The organism is Pseudomonas vanderleydeniana (assembly GCF_014268755.2).
Classification (GTDB): domain Bacteria; phylum Pseudomonadota; class Gammaproteobacteria; order Pseudomonadales; family Pseudomonadaceae; genus Aquipseudomonas; species Aquipseudomonas vanderleydeniana.
Genome location: NZ_CP077093.1, coordinates 5,612,416 through 5,626,771 on the forward strand (window position 1 = coordinate 5,612,416; position 14,356 = coordinate 5,626,771).

Below are 14,356 nucleotides of genomic sequence, written 5' to 3' on the forward strand. Positions count from 1 at the left end.
AGCTGACCCGGACCCGGTGCGAGCAGGGGTTCTGGGCGCCCCGCCGCTTTGTGTCAAAGTCGTTACATAACTGACAACCAGTCAACATGCGGCGCCTGTAGCTTCCTGCGCAGCTACACTTGAAACGGGCACCCCGCCTGTGGGCCGGGCCCTCTTATTCGTGCAACGACCTCGCGGGGCGCTTTGCGTTTCGCGGCTTTACCGGCAGATAATCACACGCATGCAGAACACTCCCGCACCTCTGGCCGACGTCAACAAACCGCTATCGCCGGGCGATGACAAGCGCTGGAATGTCCGCGCGCTGATCGTCGACGACGATATTCCGATCCGTGAGCTGCTGATCGACTACCTCGCCCGCTTCAGTATCCAGGCGGTCGGCGTGACCGACGGCGCGGCCATGCGCCAGGCCATGCAGTTGGAAACCTTCGACGTGGTGGTCCTGGACCTGATGCTGCCAGGCGAAGACGGCCTGTCGCTGTGCCGCTGGCTGCGCGCCGAATCGGACATCCCGATCCTGATGCTGACCGCGCGCTGCGAACCCACCGACCGCATCATCGGCCTGGAACTGGGTGCCGACGACTACATGGCCAAGCCGTTCGAACCACGGGAGCTGGTGGCACGCATCCAGACCATCCTGCGCCGGGTGCGCGATGACCGCACCGAGCAACGAGCCAATATCCGTTTCGACAACTGGCGCCTGAACAGTGTGCTGCGCCAGCTGATCGCCGACGATGGCCTGGTGGTGCCGCTGTCCAACGCCGAGTTCCGCCTGCTGTGGGTATTCATCGAGCGTCCGCGCCGGGTCCTGAGCCGCGAGCAGTTGCTCGACGCCGCGCGGGGCCGCTCCATAGAGGCGTTCGATCGCAGTATCGACCTGCTGGTCTCGCGGTTGCGGCAGAAGCTCGGCGACGATCCGAAATCGCCACAACTGATCAAGACCGTGCGCGGTGAAGGCTACCTGTTCGACGCACGAGACATCGGCTGATGCGGCCCCGCTTCAACACGCTGTTCGGGCGCCTGTTCGGCGTGTTGATGCTGGCCATCGTCCTGGCTCACCTGCTGGCCTTTCTCTGGTTCCGTCATTACGGTGGTGGCCCGCCACCACCGCCGCCTCCGATGAACATGGCGCAAAACGCCGACCCGCGCTTCGGACCGCCGCCGCCCCACTTTCGTCATCCACCACGGCCATGGTTCGGCGGGCCGTTGGTGCCATTGACCTTCCAGCTCGTGGCCCTGGTCATTGCCGCCTGGTACGGTGCCAAGCTGCTCTCGCGGCCCATCCACCGCCTGAGCAAGGCGGCCGAGCGCCTGAGCGAGGACCTCGACAGCCCGCCGCTGGACGAAACCGGTCCGCAGGAAGCCCGGCAGGCGGCCGCCACCTTCAACCTGATGCAGCAGCGTATCCGTGAGCAGGTGCAGCAGCGTGGCCGTATGCTCGGCGCGGTGTCCCATGACCTGCGCACGCCGCTGTCACGCCTCAAGCTGCGCCTGGAGCAGATCGACGATGTGAAACTGCAGGGCCAGATGCGCCAGGACCTGAACGACATGATCGGCATGCTCGATGCCACCCTGAGCTACCTGCACGAACAGCGCACCAGCGAAGCCATGCAATGGATGGACGTGCAGGCACTGGTCGAATCGCTGTGCGAGAACGCCCAGGACCAGGGGGCCCAGGTCCGCGCCAGCGGCCATTGCGCACCGCTGCTGGTACAGCCGATGGCCTTGCGTTCCTGCCTGAACAACCTGATGGACAATGCCCTGCGCTACGCTGGCGATGCCCTGATCACCCTGGAGGACAGCCGGCGGCAATTGGTCATCCGGGTCATCGACCATGGCCCCGGCATCGCCGCCGACAAGCGCGAGGCGGTGTTCGAGCCGTTCTATCGCCTGGAAGGTTCGCGCAACCGCAACTCCGGTGGCGTCGGCCTGGGCATGACCATCGCCCGGGAAGCCGCGCAGCGCCTGGGCGGCGAACTGATGCTGGAAGAAACCCCCGGTGGCGGCCTGACCGCCGTGGTCACCCTGCCCCGCGCCTGATCGCTGTGTGTACCGACCGGTACAAAGCCCACATACCCTCGACACCTGCCCTTGGGAGTCTGCATGAGCCGGTGCACCGTCATCGGCCTTGCCAACACTTAGGGAGTGAGCACCATGATCGGTAGCGTCAGCAGTCTACTGAGCTACGTCGGCTACAACAGCACGACGACGGCCACGCAACGCCAGCAACAATTCCAGAAGCAACTGCTCGCCAAGCTCGACACCAACGGCGACGGCTCCATCAGCCAGGATGAACTGAACACCGCCCTGTCCAAGGACAGCGACAACAAGCTGCTCACCGACCTGAGCCAGAACTTCACTTCGCTCGACAGCGACAGCAGCGGTGGCATCAGCCTTGACGAACTGGCCGCCCTCAAGCGCCCCGAGCATGGCGATCACGCCCCTGACACCCAGCTGGCCGATGCCCTGCTCAAGGCCCTGGACACCAATGGCGACGGCACCGTCAGCAACGACGAACTGTCCACCGGACTGACCAATGCCGGCATCACCACCGACAGTTCCTCGCTGTTCTCGTCCCTGGACAAGGACTCGAGCGGCAGCATCAGCGTTGACGAGCTGGCTGCGGCCTTCGCCCCGCCACCGCCGCCGGCGCAACTGTCGAGCAGCCAGCTGTTCAGCCAGCTGGACAGCAATGGCGATGGCAGCATCAGCCAGGCCGAACTGGCCAGCGCACTGCAAGGCACCACCGACAGCTGTGCGACCAGCACCGCCACCACCAGCAGCACCTCGACGACGGCCAGTACCAGCAACACGGCCAGCGCCATGCTGCTCCAGGCCCTGGCCGACGCCAGCGGCACCACCAGCCGTACCACGACCCAGACGGCCCAGGACAACATCGCCGAAGCCCTCAGCCGGTTGCTCGTCAACCTCAACACCCAGTATCAGAACCGCAACACCGTGACGGCGACCAGCAGCACCGCGGCGGCGGCCTGATCCTGCGGCAGTGGGAGATGCGGGGTACCTAAAGTGCGGTGCCGATCTCACTGACGCCTTCGCGGGCAAGCCTCGCTCCTACAGAGTCTTAGTCGTGCACAGAACAGCTGTGCGACACAGGCTCTGTAGGAGCGAGGCTTGCCCGCGAACAGGCCCGTAAGCCTTGCGCCTCCCCGGAATCCCCCCACAGACAAATGTCAGGTCTTTTCCTCGCGCCGCCCCTGGCTCGCACTCCAGTCGAGCAGCAGGCTGTAGGCCACCGCCAACAGGGTCGGGCCGATGAACAGGCCGATGAAGCCGAAGGTGATCAGCCCGCCGAACACCCCCAGTAACACCACCACCAGCGGCAGGTTGCCACCGCGACTGATCAGGTACGGCTTGAGCACGTTGTCCACGCCACTGATGATGAACGTCCCCCAGATCCCCAGGAACACCGCCATGCCGTACTCGCCCTTCCAGGCCAGCCAGGCCGTGGCCGGAATCCACACCAGCGGCGGCCCCATGGGGATCAGGCTGAGCAGGAAAGTCGCCAGCCCCAGCACCAGGGCCCCAGGTACTCCGGCGATGAGGAAACCGATCAGCGCCAGCAGCGCCTGAGCCGCCGCCGTACCGATCACGCCGTTGACCACCCGCTGCACCGTACCGGCCACCAGTTCCTGGTAGTAGCCGGCACGCTCGCCGATCAGCCGCTCCAGCAGGCTGAGCACGAACGCCGCCAAGCGCGGGCCGTCCCGATAGAAAAAGAACACGAAGAGGATGCTCAGGGTCAGCTCGAGGATGCCGCCGCCAATCTGCGCACTGCGCGCCAGCAACCAGTTGCCGACCTGCCCCAGGTACGGCTTGACCGTCACCATCAGCGCGGCCCCCTGCTGGTCGACGGTGTCCCAGAAGCCGACCAGGCGCTCGCCGACGATCGGCACTCCGGCCAGCCAGGTCGGGGCCGCAGGCAGGCCGTCGACCTGGACGTCCTTGATGAAGGACACCGCATCGCGCACGTGGTCCGCCAGGTTGAGCCCCAGCCACACCAGCGGCGCCGCCACCAGGACGATCCAGCCAAGGGTCAGGACCCCGGCCGCCAGCGACTCGCGCCCACCCAGCAGGCGTGTCAGCAGCAGCATCAGTGGCCAACTGGCGAACGCCAGCACCGCGCCCCAGAACAGCGCCGACCAGAACGGCGCCATGACCCACAGGCTGGCGCCAAACAGCACGAGGAGCAGTATCTGCACCAACAGCCGATCATTATTGAGCATGGGGATTCCACAAAGAGATCAGACAAGGAAAGCTTAGGCGAACCCGCAAGCCCGGGTTCGCCATTCGCACCACTATCGCAACAGCTCCAGGTGCAGGCCAGCGGTCCTGCTGTCACCCAGTTCCAGTCGGGAGCCCCTGACACCGGCAGCCACCAGCGCCTGGCGCCAGGCCTCGGCGGAAGCGCCCGACAGGCTGACACGGGAGGTGGTATCGAGATTCAGGCCTCGGGAAATCAGGGTGACCCAGGTTGCCTGCGGTTCGCCAGCCAGCTTCGGCAGGTCGAGCTTGCCAGTGTCACGCAACTCGCGCAGCAGGGTCGCCGAGGTAGGCAGCAACTCGCCCAACGGCGCGTTCGCGGCGAACTGCTCGACGTGCAGGTAGGCCCGGCGGTTGCCACGGGTGATGCTGTACAGGGCCATCAGCGAATCATCCTGGGGCGCGGCCAGGCGCAACAGCAGGTAGGCCTGCTGGTCATCGGCCCCGGACAGCAGCGGATTGGCGAAAACCTCGTTGGCCCACAGGCTGTTCTCGCCGCAATCGCGGGCCTGGCACCAGAACAGCAACTGCGCGCCCTCCTTCTGCAGGGCCTCGCGTGCCGCCGTAAAGGCCTCGTTGGCCGTGTGTTCCGGGGGCAGCTCGTAGGTCACCGAGGTCATCTGTCCTCGGGCATTGACCTGTCCCTCGCTGCGCAGCCGATTGCTGATCTTGCGGATCGAGCCCTGTGGATAAATGCGTTCCAGCTCGGCCGGGGCCCGGTAATCGACGATCTGCGCATCGGCCAGGCGTGGTACCAGCGGCAGGTCATGGCTACCCGGAACGTCGGCGGCCAGCAGCACACCGCTGATACAGGCCGGGGCGAGCGCCCAGGCCAGGGTTGTGGATAACTTCATCGGATCGGCAGTGCCTGGACAGAAGGCACGGGGGCCGGAACGGAACGAGATGGCATAGTGGCGGTAGCAAGGTCAGGCATGGTTGTCTCCCTTTCAACCCGCCCAGCCTCGACAGTTGCCGGGCGCAAGTCAAGGCATGGCGAAAAAGCGATTGAAACAGTCTGCAACAAGGGCTGCCCCGGCCTCGTCGTTCAGGTGCAGGTGATGACCGCCGGGCAGCACCTGTTGCTTGAAGGGTAGCTGCTCCAGCAGGCTGCGGTGCTGGGCCAGCATGCCCGCCTCGGCCACCACCAATTGCGCCGGGCAGGCCACCCGCCGAACGAAGGCCATGGCCTGCTCTTCGGTCAGGCGCAGGGGCGAGGCCAGGGTCAGGCGATTGTCGCTGCGCCAGGTGTAGCCACCGGGAACCGGCATCAGGCCGCGCTGCGCCAGCAATTCGGCGGCCTCGCGACTGACCGCGACCAGGCCCTTCATCCGCGCCTCGACAGCCTGGTCCAGGCTCTGGTGCAGGGACTTGCGCTTGTCCGGCAGCCGCATCTGCGCCTGCAGGGCCATACCCAGGCGCTCGGCCGCGCTTTCCCCCGGGGCGGTCGGCGGGATCACGCCGTCGATCAACGCCAGGTGCGAAACCCGCTCGGGCAACGCACCGGCCAGTACCACCGAAACGATGGCGCCAAGCGAGTGCCCAAGCAGGGCGAAACGTTGCCAGCCCAGTTGTTCGGCGACCTGCAACACGTCATGCACGTAATCCCAGAGCGCGTAGCCGGCCCCCACCGGACGATGCCCGGAATGCCCATGGCCGGCCATGTCGAGGGCAACGATACGCAAGCCCTTCAGCTTCGGCGCCAGGCGCACGAAGCTGTTGGCATTGTCCAGCCAGCCGTGCAGGGCGATCACCGGCAGCCCGTCTTCCGGACCGAACAGGTGGGCCGCCAGCTCGATATGCGGCAGGCTCAGGCGTATCTCCTCGATTGCCGCACTCATGATTGCGCCCCTTGGCTGGCGCCTCGCTCCCAGCGGCTGAAGATCTCCTTGAGCAGTTGCGCGGTGTCCTGCGGTCGCTCCAGCGGAAACATGTGGCCTCCGGGCATGCTCAGGGATTCGCCATGGGGCAGTTGCCTCACGGCCCGGGTGTGATGGCGCATCACCACGCGACTCGAACGACCACGCACCACCGCCAATGGCACCTTCAGATGCCGGGCCAGGCCAGGACTGGTATGAGGCACGCCACGGTAGATCCTGATTTCGGTGTCCGGATCGAAACTCAGGCGCAGGCGATCACCCTCGGCACGCAGGCCATGCTGCAGGTAGGCGTCGAGACAATCCGGGTCGAACCCGCGAAACAGGCTTTTGCCCGCAAAGTACTGGCGCGCGCTTTCCAGGTCGCTGAATTCCTCGCGCCGGCCCAGGGTGCGGCCGGCCGGGGTCAGCCGGTCGATGAAGCCCAGCCGCTTGGCCGCGCGGATCACCCACTGGTCGGTGCGGGTCAGCACTGGCGAGTCGAGCATCACCAGCCCCCGGTAGAGCTGCGGCTGCCGCAACGCCGCATGCAGGTGCAGGACGCCGCCCAGGGAGTGGCCTACGCCCCAGACCGGGCCGGGCTGCTGTTCCAGGTGGTGGATCAGTTCGTCGACCAGGTTGCGCCAGTTGTCGTCCACCGGAAAACGCGGGTCATGGGCATGCTGTTGCAGATGGGCAACCTCATACTCCGGCGACAGGGCGGCGAACAGCTTGCCGTAGGTGCCCGAGGGAAAACCGTTGGCGTGGGCGAAGAACACGTGCTGCGACATACCGGAACCATTCCATGAAAAACAGGTGTTCATTGTCGGCAGGAGACCCGCCGCCAGCAATGACCGTAACTGCCAGGAATGATGACAGTCCGGTCACGGCTATGGCGCCGCTCAGCGGCTCGGCGGGGTCTGCCCCAGCGGTACCACGGCCATGGTCAGGCGCGAGACGCAGTTGGTCTTGCCATCGTCGCTGCTCAGGCGGATGTCCCAGACATGGGTGCTGCGACCGATATGGATCGCTTTCGCCACAGCCGTGACTCGTCCGCTGCGCACACCGCGCAGGTGGTTGGCATTGATTTCCAGGCCCACGCAGTAGTACTGGCTGGTATCGACGCACAGGTAGCTGGCCATCGATCCGACCGTTTCGGCCAGTACCACCGAGGCCCCTCCATGCAGCAGGCCGAACGGCTGGTGGGTGCGATGGTCGACGACCATGCTGGCCGTCAGCGACTCGTCGTCGAAAGACTCGAAGCGGATGTCCAGCACTTCGCTGATGGTGTTCTTCGCCGAGGCGTTGAGTTGGTCGATATTCGGAACGGTACGCCACAAGGCCATCTTGCACTCCTTAAGATTATTGTTGGTCAATCCTGCCACTGTACCGGCTGCCCGTGCTCGCTCCAGAGCTGGAAACGCGGGCCGTAGCGTTGCTCGATCACCGGCCGCTTGATCTTCAGCGTGGGCGTGAGAAAGCCGTTTTCCACCGCCCAACTATCTTTCACCACCACCAGCGCGCGCAAGCGCTGATGCTTGTCGAGCGCCTGGTTGACCTCCTCCAGCAACGCCGCCAGCCCGGCCTGCAGGCTTGCCCGCGGGGCCTGGGTGGCACTGGCCGAGAGCACGCACAACCCCAGCGGGGCCGGCAGGCCATCGCCCACCACGCAGACCTGCTCGAGCCAGGCACTGGCCGCCAGGCGGTTCTCGATCAGCGCCGGGGCCACGTACTTGCCCTTGCTGGTCTTGAAGATTTCCTTGAGTCGCCCAGTCAGGCGCAGGTTGCCACCGGCGTCCTGTTCACCCTTGTCGCCGGTTCGCAGGAAACCGTCCACAGTGAGGGCTTCGGCGGTTTTCTGCGGGTCCTTGTAGTAACCGAGCATGGTCGCCCCGCTACGCACCAGGACCTCGCCCTGCTCGTCGATCCGCACCTCGACGCCCGGACACGCCTCGCCGATCCACCCCGGCAGGTGTCGCCCCACGCGGCAGATATGCGAATAACCGCTGTTTTCGGTCATGCCATAGACCTCGAGCACCTCCAGCCCGAGGCGCCGGTACCACTGCAACAACTCGCGAGGCACTGGTGCCGCGCCGGACAGGGCGATACGCAGCGCATCGAGCCCCAGCCCCACCAACACCTTGTGCCCGACCCGCCGCCCGATCAGCGGCAGCCTCAACAGAAAATCCAGCCGCGTCGGCGCGACCTTTTCATAGACCCCCATCTGGAACTTGCTCCAGATCCGCGGGACGCCAAACATCGCCGTGGGGCGTGCACGTCGCAGGTCGGTCAGGAAGGTTTCCAGGCTTTCGGCGAAAAATACCGTCTGTCCGGTGAAGATCGACGCCAGCTCGACAAACATCCTCTCGGCCACATGGCATAGCGGCAGGTACGACAGCACCCGGTCGCCCTCGCCCAGGCCAAACAGGCCAATGGCGTTGTTGGCGGCGAACGACAGGGTGGCGAAGCTGTGCATCACGCCCTTGGGCTGGCCGGTGGTGCCGGAGGTGTAGATCACCGTGGCCAGTTGTTCCGCCGCCGGCCGCGGATCGTCCTGGATCGGTGGACAGGCCTGCAGGTCGCTCCAGCGGAAATCGAAATCCCCCGATGGGCATAGCGGCAGGCTGATGGTTGGCAGGCCGGGCCGGACGCCCGCCGACATTCCCGGCCAATCGTCAAGCTTGCCGATGAATGCCAGGGCCACCTCGGCGTGTCCAAGCACCTGGGCGACGGAGTCCGCGGTCAGATTGGGATACAGCGGTACGGAGACATGCCCGGCCATCCAGATCGCCAGGTCGGCAATGATCCAGTGGGCACAGTTCTTCGAAACGATTGCGACATGGCTGCCTGGCGGCAACTCGTGCTCACGCAACCAATGGGCCGCGCAGCGGGCCTGGTGGCCAACCTCCGACCAGCTCAGCGTCTGAACCTCGCCACCACCGACCGGCTGGACCAGATAGGGCTGATGCGGATGACGAGCTTCGCGCTCATAGAAGACTTCCAGCGGCAAACGAAAAGCGGCAGACATGAGACTCCCTCCCTTTTGTTTTTATTCCGGAGCAAACCAACCAAGCACTTGCTTGGCTGACTATTCCATGAGCACGACGACACTGCAAGCCCATCCCTTACAGCCATGGCGCCAGGCAAGGGAAACCAGCCGTAGAGGGTGGAATCTGATAGCCGCGTCGCGGCGGCTGGGATCGAATTCCCGGTTTCCCAGCCCTTTACGAGGCGATCATGTCGACGATAGGCAATCTCTTGCGAAGCTTCATTCCCTTGCGCAGCCGCCCAGCGGCAGGACAGCCCCCCCTGATGGCCGGAACGAATCCGCACCGACAGTCCTGGCCGGGACAGTTGCCGACGTCGGAACCCGCGCTCATCGAAAGAGACCTGACCTTGCTGGGACTCAAGGACTCGCTGGAAGCGGCACGGGATTTCCTCGGCGCCAGCCCCACACTACGGGTCTACCCCTTGTACGGCCTGCTGGAGCTGATGGTGGCGAGCACCGTGAGGTTTCCCAACATCCTGCGCAGTTGGGACGGCGTGGCCCTGGAAGGCGGCGGCCGGGTATCGCTGCATGTACAGAAGAAGCTGTTCGACCTGCGCGTGCCGACCACGCTGTCGCCGGTACTGACCAAGGCCCTGAAGAATTGCGCCCTGAACATCGCGGCCAACCTCGAGGGCGCTACCCTGGCACTGCCGTTCGCCGGGATCGACACCCGCCAGCCCTTCAGGGGCTGGAGCAAACCTGCGATCTGCCAGGTACTGCGCTCGCTGCAGGTCACCAACGTCAACATGACCGGCGTCGACCTCAGCGGAGGCGACCTGGCTGGCGTACGGTTCTTCGGCCAGTACCACGAGGCGAACTTCATGGCCGCCAACCTGAATGGCGCCATGCTCTCGAGTGGTTTCAAGGGCAACAACTTCAACCACTGCGACCTGCGCCACGCCATGCTCTCGGGCTACTTCGAGCAGTGCACCTTCAAGGGCGCGAAGGTCAACAGCGTGGCCCTCAAGCAAGCCCGCTGCGAGCTGAACGGGGCCGTGCTGACCCCGTGAGTCCGATCAGAGGTGATGAACGGCGTTGAGCGTCATGGCCCCAGCCAGTGGCCAGTCCCCTTCCAGCTCCGCCAGGCTGGCAGTGTTCATCGGTTGCGGGCTGCGCAGGTGGCCAGCCTCGAGCAGGCTGATCAGGCTGCCGACCAGGGGCTGGTGACTGACCAGCAACAGGTTGTCGGCCGTGTCGAGCTGCTCCAGCACCCGCGCCGGGTGACTGTCGGGGGTCAACCACGGCACGGTGATGATCGGCGGCTCGAACCCCAGCAACTCGCGCACCAGTTGCGCAGTCTGCTGGGCCCGCACATAGGGGCTGGCATAGATCGCCGCCAGCGGCTGGTCGATCAGATGAGCGGCGCTGCGCAGCACTTCCTGGCGACCATGGGCGGTCAGGTTGCGCTCGGCATCACTGCTCACCTGGGGCTCGGCCTGCCCATGGCGCAACACCCAGAGCTTCACAGCTTGGGCTCCTCGTCACGCGCCGGATGCGACGCTGGCGGCACGCTGTGCGCAGCCTCGCCTTCCGGCGCGCGGGGAGCCGGCCAGTCGGCGAACGGCCAGGGCTTCTGGTCACTGTGGAAAGTACCGAAGCGACCGATCTGGGCCAGGAACTGGCTGAGGCTGTCGCCGAAGTTCATCAGGTTTCCACTCGGTGCTCCGTAGAACAGCCGGTAGACCAGCTGGATCAGCACCACGGCACCGAGGATGAACTGGGCGACCTGCCAGACCAGCAGGAACACCAGCATCCACAGTATGCGCAGCACGATGGATTCATATTTCGCTTCGTTCATGTCTTGCTCCTGTTGCGTGGAATCAGTTGAAACCGCTGGTGGAAATGAAGTCGACATCGGTCTTCGGCTCGCCACGCATCAGCAAGGCAATCACCTGGTCGAGCGTACGACCTTCGAACAGGATCGCATGCAGGCCGGCCACCAGCGGCATGTAGACACCCACCTCCTGGGCCTTGGCCTTGAGCACCTTGAGCGTGTTGACGCCTTCGGCCACTTCGCCCAGGCGGTTGACCGCCTCCTCCAGGCTCAGGCCCTGGCCCAGGGCGAAACCGACCTGGTAGTTGCGGCTCTTGGGCGAGGAACAGGTGACGATCAGGTCGCCGACGCCGGCCAGGCCGAGGAAGGTCATCGGGTTGGCCCCCTGGCTCACGGCAAACCGGGTCATCTCGGCCAGGGCCCGGGTGATCAGCATGCTCTTGGTGTTCTCGCCCATGCCCAGGGCCACCGCCATGCCGGCAATGATCGCGTAGACGTTCTTCAACGCCCCGCCCAGTTCGACGCCAAAGCGGTCGGCGCTGGCATAGACGCGGAAGGTGCTGCCGTGCAGGGCCGCCTGGACCCGGCTGCAGAGCTCTTCGTCCTCGCTGGCGACCACGGTGGCGGTCAAGGCATGCTCAGCCACTTCACGAGCCAGGTTCGGCCCCGACAACACGCCGATCCGCGCCTGCGGCGCAATGTCCTCGAGGATCTGGCTCATCAACTTGAAGGTCTGGGGCTCGATGCCCTTGGTCAGGCTGACCAGCAGCTTGCCGCGCAGACGCTCGGCGTGCTCGGCCAACACACTGCGCAGGGCACTGGACGGCAGGGCGACGAAGAACAGCTCGCAGCCGTCGAGCGTCGCGGCCAGGTCGGTCACCGGCTCGACCGCCGGATGGATCCTGATCCCCTTGAGATAGCGCGGATTTTCGCGATTGACACGAATGGCCTCGGCCTGTTCCGGGTCACGCATCCATTGACGCACCCGATGACCGTTCTCGGCCAGCAGATTCGCCACGGCGGTTCCGAAGCTCCCGCCCCCCAGGACCGCAATAGGGTGCTGTTCAGTCATATGCAATCCGTTTTTACCAATGGCGATGGCCGCATTATACGGAGCCACCGGGCGGCAGCCAGTCCCAAACGCATTCGGCACGCGACGCTCTGACGCGAGGATTTTTCCACTTTCGCGGACGGAATGCAGGCTCTGTGCCATGGCAAACCCGTCCAGCTCGGTTAACATGGGCGGCTATTACCTGCGATCAAGGCTGATCCGTGTCCTCTGGCCCCCCATTTCACCGCTCCCCCGTACTCCTGGCACTGCTGTTCAGCACTCCCGTGCTGGCCGACGATCTGTTCCTGGAGAACCAGCCGCTGCCTGAGGTATTGACCGCCACGCGGCTGAAACAATCCCCGGCGTCGGTGCCCGGCAGCATGACCGTGATCGACAACGAGCTGATCAAGGCCAGCGGCGCCCGTGACATTGCCGAACTGCTGCGCCTGGTACCGGGCATGATGGTCGGCTACACCAATGGCAACCAGGCGGCGATCAACTATCACGGGACCGACGCCGCCAACGCGCGACGCATGCAGGTGCTGATCGATGGCCGCTCGGTGTACCGGGCGGGCCTGGCCACGGTGGACTGGAGCGACATTCCGGTAGCCATGGAAGACATCGAGCGCATCGAGGTCTTCCGCGGCCCGAACACGGTCAGTTACGGCGCGAACGCGCTGATGGCCGTGGTCAACATCCTCACCAAGTCGCCGGGCAGCACCCATGGCTCGCGGCTCAAGGTCACCCGTGGCGAGCGCGGTATCAACGACTGGTACGCCAGCCAGGGCCTCGGCTGGGATACCGGCGACCTGCGCCTGTCGATGTCCGGCCAGCAGGACGACGGTTTCGACAGCGATCGCCTCGGTGCCGACTACCGCGATAGCCGCCGACTGAACCGCTTCAATCTGTCGGTCAGCCAGATGCTCAACGAAAGCCAGAGCATCGACTGGCAGCTGAACGCAAAGGAAGGCACCAACCAGCGGCCCTACACCTACAAGGCGGTGTTTCCCAACGTCCAGGAAGCCGGCAACAACTCCGACGTGGTGGCCAAGGATTATGCCGGCTCCCTGCGCTGGAACCTCGACCTCAGCCCGCAGCACAGCCTGTACGTCCAGGGCTCGGCGCAGCACTGGGACCGCCAGCAGGTCTGGCGCGCCTGTGACGCCAAGGTGTCGTTCAGCCCGCAACTGACCCAGTTGTGGCAGCTCAACCCCAACTATGCGGAAAACCTCGCGCGCCACATGACCAGCTATTCGGCAGGCAGCCCACCGGCCGGCAGTGCCGCCGAACAGGCCCTGGCCAGCCAGGTCCTGGATCAATGGAGCAACGGCGGCAGCAACACGGTCTGCGGCGATATCGACCAAAGTACCCGCGAAACCCGCTACGACCTGGAAGTACAGGACACCCTGAGCCTGTCGGACAGCCTACGCCTGGTCAGCGGCATGAACTATCGTTACGACCGGGCAGACTCCGAAACCTATTTCAACGGAACCCTCGACGACAACACCTGGCGCCTGTTCGGCCAGCTCGAATGGCGCGCCAGCGAGCACTGGCTACTCCAGGGTGGCGCCATGTACGAATACACGCAGCTGACCGGCGACTCGCTGACCCCGCGCTTTGCCGTCAACTACCTGATCAATCCGCGTCATGGCCTGCGCGCCGTGTATTCGGAAGCCATCCGTTCGCCGGACATGTTCGAGAACAACGTCAACTGGAGCTACCGGGTGACCAACCTGGACTCGCCGACCTACGGCCAGAACAGCGGCCAGTACTTCGTCAAGACCCGGGGCCCGGGCAACCTCGACAAGGAACTGATGCGCTCGCGGGAGTTGGGCTACAACGGCTACTTCGTCGATATCGGGCTGAACCTCGATGTGAAGCTGTTCTACGACGAAATCACCTCGATGGTCAGCACGCCCCTGCGCAACAACCAGTTCATCGCCAGCAATGCCAACAGCGCGCGCTTCACCGGCAGCGAAACCCAGCTCGACTGGCGCCTGGGCAGCGCCGACCGGTTGCGCCTGACCTACGCCTACGTCGATGTGCAGGCGAGCAACCCTGCCGACACCCAGTTCACCGCCCGCAACAGCGGTTCGGCCGGCTGGATGCGCGACTGGGGCTCGGGCTGGTCGAGCTCGCTGTTCTACTACGGCGACGACGCGATCAACCAATACCGTTTCGAGCGGGTCGACCTGCGTGTCGCCAAGCGCATCCCCCTGCACCGGGCCAGCCTGGAACTGGCCGGGGTGATGCAACAGCGCCTGGATGACCAGCCCCTGACCTGGCCTGACAACAACTATGACCAGCGCCAGGTTCTCTACTTCAGCGCCGAGCTGGAATTCTGAGCATGA

The 14,356-nt window shown here is 65.0% G+C and carries 14 protein-coding genes; 5 read left to right on the forward strand and 9 right to left on the reverse strand.

The features are described 5' to 3' along the window. Window positions 1–220 precede the first annotated feature (220 nt). The 3 genes from HU752_RS25145 to xopAW all read left to right on the forward strand — a co-directional run bounded on the left by HU752_RS25145 (window position 221) and on the right by xopAW (window position 2,991). Window positions 221–985 carry a response regulator gene (locus tag HU752_RS25145; RefSeq protein ID WP_186682296.1) on the forward strand — a complete coding sequence of 255 codons (765 nt, stop codon included), beginning with the start codon at window positions 221–223 and terminating at the stop codon, window positions 983–985. Continuing rightward, the gene (locus HU752_RS25150; protein WP_186682294.1) at window positions 985–2,037 is read left to right on the forward strand and encodes a sensor histidine kinase; all 1,053 of its coding nucleotides are present in this window, start codon (window positions 985–987) and stop codon (window positions 2,035–2,037) included. The genes HU752_RS25145 and HU752_RS25150 overlap by 1 nt, the downstream gene beginning before the upstream one ends. 114 nt (window positions 2,038–2,151) lie before the next feature. Then, a complete protein-coding gene (gene xopAW, locus HU752_RS25155) occupies window positions 2,152–2,991 on the forward strand; it encodes a XopAW family type III secretion system calcium-binding effector (protein ID WP_186682292.1) in 840 nt (279 codons plus the stop codon). Between the two features lie 197 nt (window positions 2,992–3,188). On the opposite strand, the gene HU752_RS25160 is transcribed toward xopAW, so the two are convergent. The 6 genes from HU752_RS25160 to HU752_RS25185 all read right to left on the reverse strand — a co-directional run bounded on the left by HU752_RS25160 (window position 3,189) and on the right by HU752_RS25185 (window position 9,159). Beyond that, entirely contained in the window at window positions 3,189–4,241 is a 1,053-nt protein-coding gene (locus HU752_RS25160; RefSeq protein WP_186682290.1) for an AI-2E family transporter, read from the reverse strand. A 72-nt stretch (window positions 4,242–4,313) separates the two neighbouring features. Then, window positions 4,314–5,132: a DUF4892 domain-containing protein gene (locus HU752_RS25165; protein WP_186682288.1), complete on the reverse strand. Its 819-nt coding sequence runs from the start codon at window positions 5,130–5,132 to the stop codon at window positions 4,314–4,316. Window positions 5,133–5,261: 129 nt separating this feature from the next. Then, window positions 5,262–6,116 carry an alpha/beta hydrolase gene (locus HU752_RS25170; RefSeq protein WP_186682287.1) on the reverse strand — a complete coding sequence of 285 codons (855 nt, stop codon included), beginning with the start codon at window positions 6,114–6,116 and terminating at the stop codon, window positions 5,262–5,264. After that, window positions 6,113–6,922 (reverse strand): alpha/beta fold hydrolase, encoded by an 810-nt coding sequence (locus HU752_RS25175; protein ID WP_186682286.1) that lies wholly within the window; start codon window positions 6,920–6,922, stop codon window positions 6,113–6,115. The genes HU752_RS25170 and HU752_RS25175 overlap by 4 nt, the downstream gene beginning before the upstream one ends. 111 nt (window positions 6,923–7,033) lie before the next feature. Continuing rightward, a complete protein-coding gene (locus tag HU752_RS25180; protein ID WP_186682285.1) occupies window positions 7,034–7,477 on the reverse strand; it encodes a hotdog fold thioesterase in 444 nt (147 codons plus the stop codon). A gap of 26 nt (window positions 7,478–7,503) precedes the next feature. Continuing rightward, entirely contained in the window at window positions 7,504–9,159 is a 1,656-nt protein-coding gene (locus tag HU752_RS25185) for an AMP-binding protein (protein WP_186682284.1), read from the reverse strand. A 284-nt stretch (window positions 9,160–9,443) separates the two neighbouring features. Between HU752_RS25185 and HU752_RS25190 the strand changes: the two genes are divergently transcribed. After that, a complete protein-coding gene (locus tag HU752_RS25190; protein ID WP_225920069.1) occupies window positions 9,444–10,190 on the forward strand; it encodes a pentapeptide repeat-containing protein in 747 nt (248 codons plus the stop codon). 6 nt (window positions 10,191–10,196) lie between these two features. Here the strand turns inward: HU752_RS25190 and sixA are convergent, their stop codons facing one another. From sixA to HU752_RS25205, 3 genes are read right to left on the reverse strand one after another with little or no spacing between them, the layout of a single operon-like run. Beyond that, window positions 10,197–10,646 (reverse strand): phosphohistidine phosphatase SixA, encoded by a 450-nt coding sequence (sixA, locus tag HU752_RS25195; RefSeq protein ID WP_186682283.1) that lies wholly within the window; start codon window positions 10,644–10,646, stop codon window positions 10,197–10,199. Next, entirely contained in the window at window positions 10,643–10,978 is a 336-nt protein-coding gene (locus HU752_RS25200; RefSeq protein WP_186682282.1) for a DUF4389 domain-containing protein, read from the reverse strand. The genes sixA and HU752_RS25200 overlap by 4 nt, the downstream gene beginning before the upstream one ends. A gap of 22 nt (window positions 10,979–11,000) precedes the next feature. Further along, window positions 11,001–12,026 carry an NAD(P)H-dependent glycerol-3-phosphate dehydrogenase gene (locus HU752_RS25205; protein WP_186682281.1) on the reverse strand — a complete coding sequence of 342 codons (1,026 nt, stop codon included), beginning with the start codon at window positions 12,024–12,026 and terminating at the stop codon, window positions 11,001–11,003. 200 nt (window positions 12,027–12,226) lie between these two features. Between HU752_RS25205 and HU752_RS25210 the strand changes: the two genes are divergently transcribed. Further along, a complete protein-coding gene (locus HU752_RS25210) occupies window positions 12,227–14,350 on the forward strand; it encodes a TonB-dependent receptor plug domain-containing protein (RefSeq protein ID WP_186682279.1) in 2,124 nt (707 codons plus the stop codon). Window positions 14,351–14,356 lie beyond the last annotated feature (6 nt).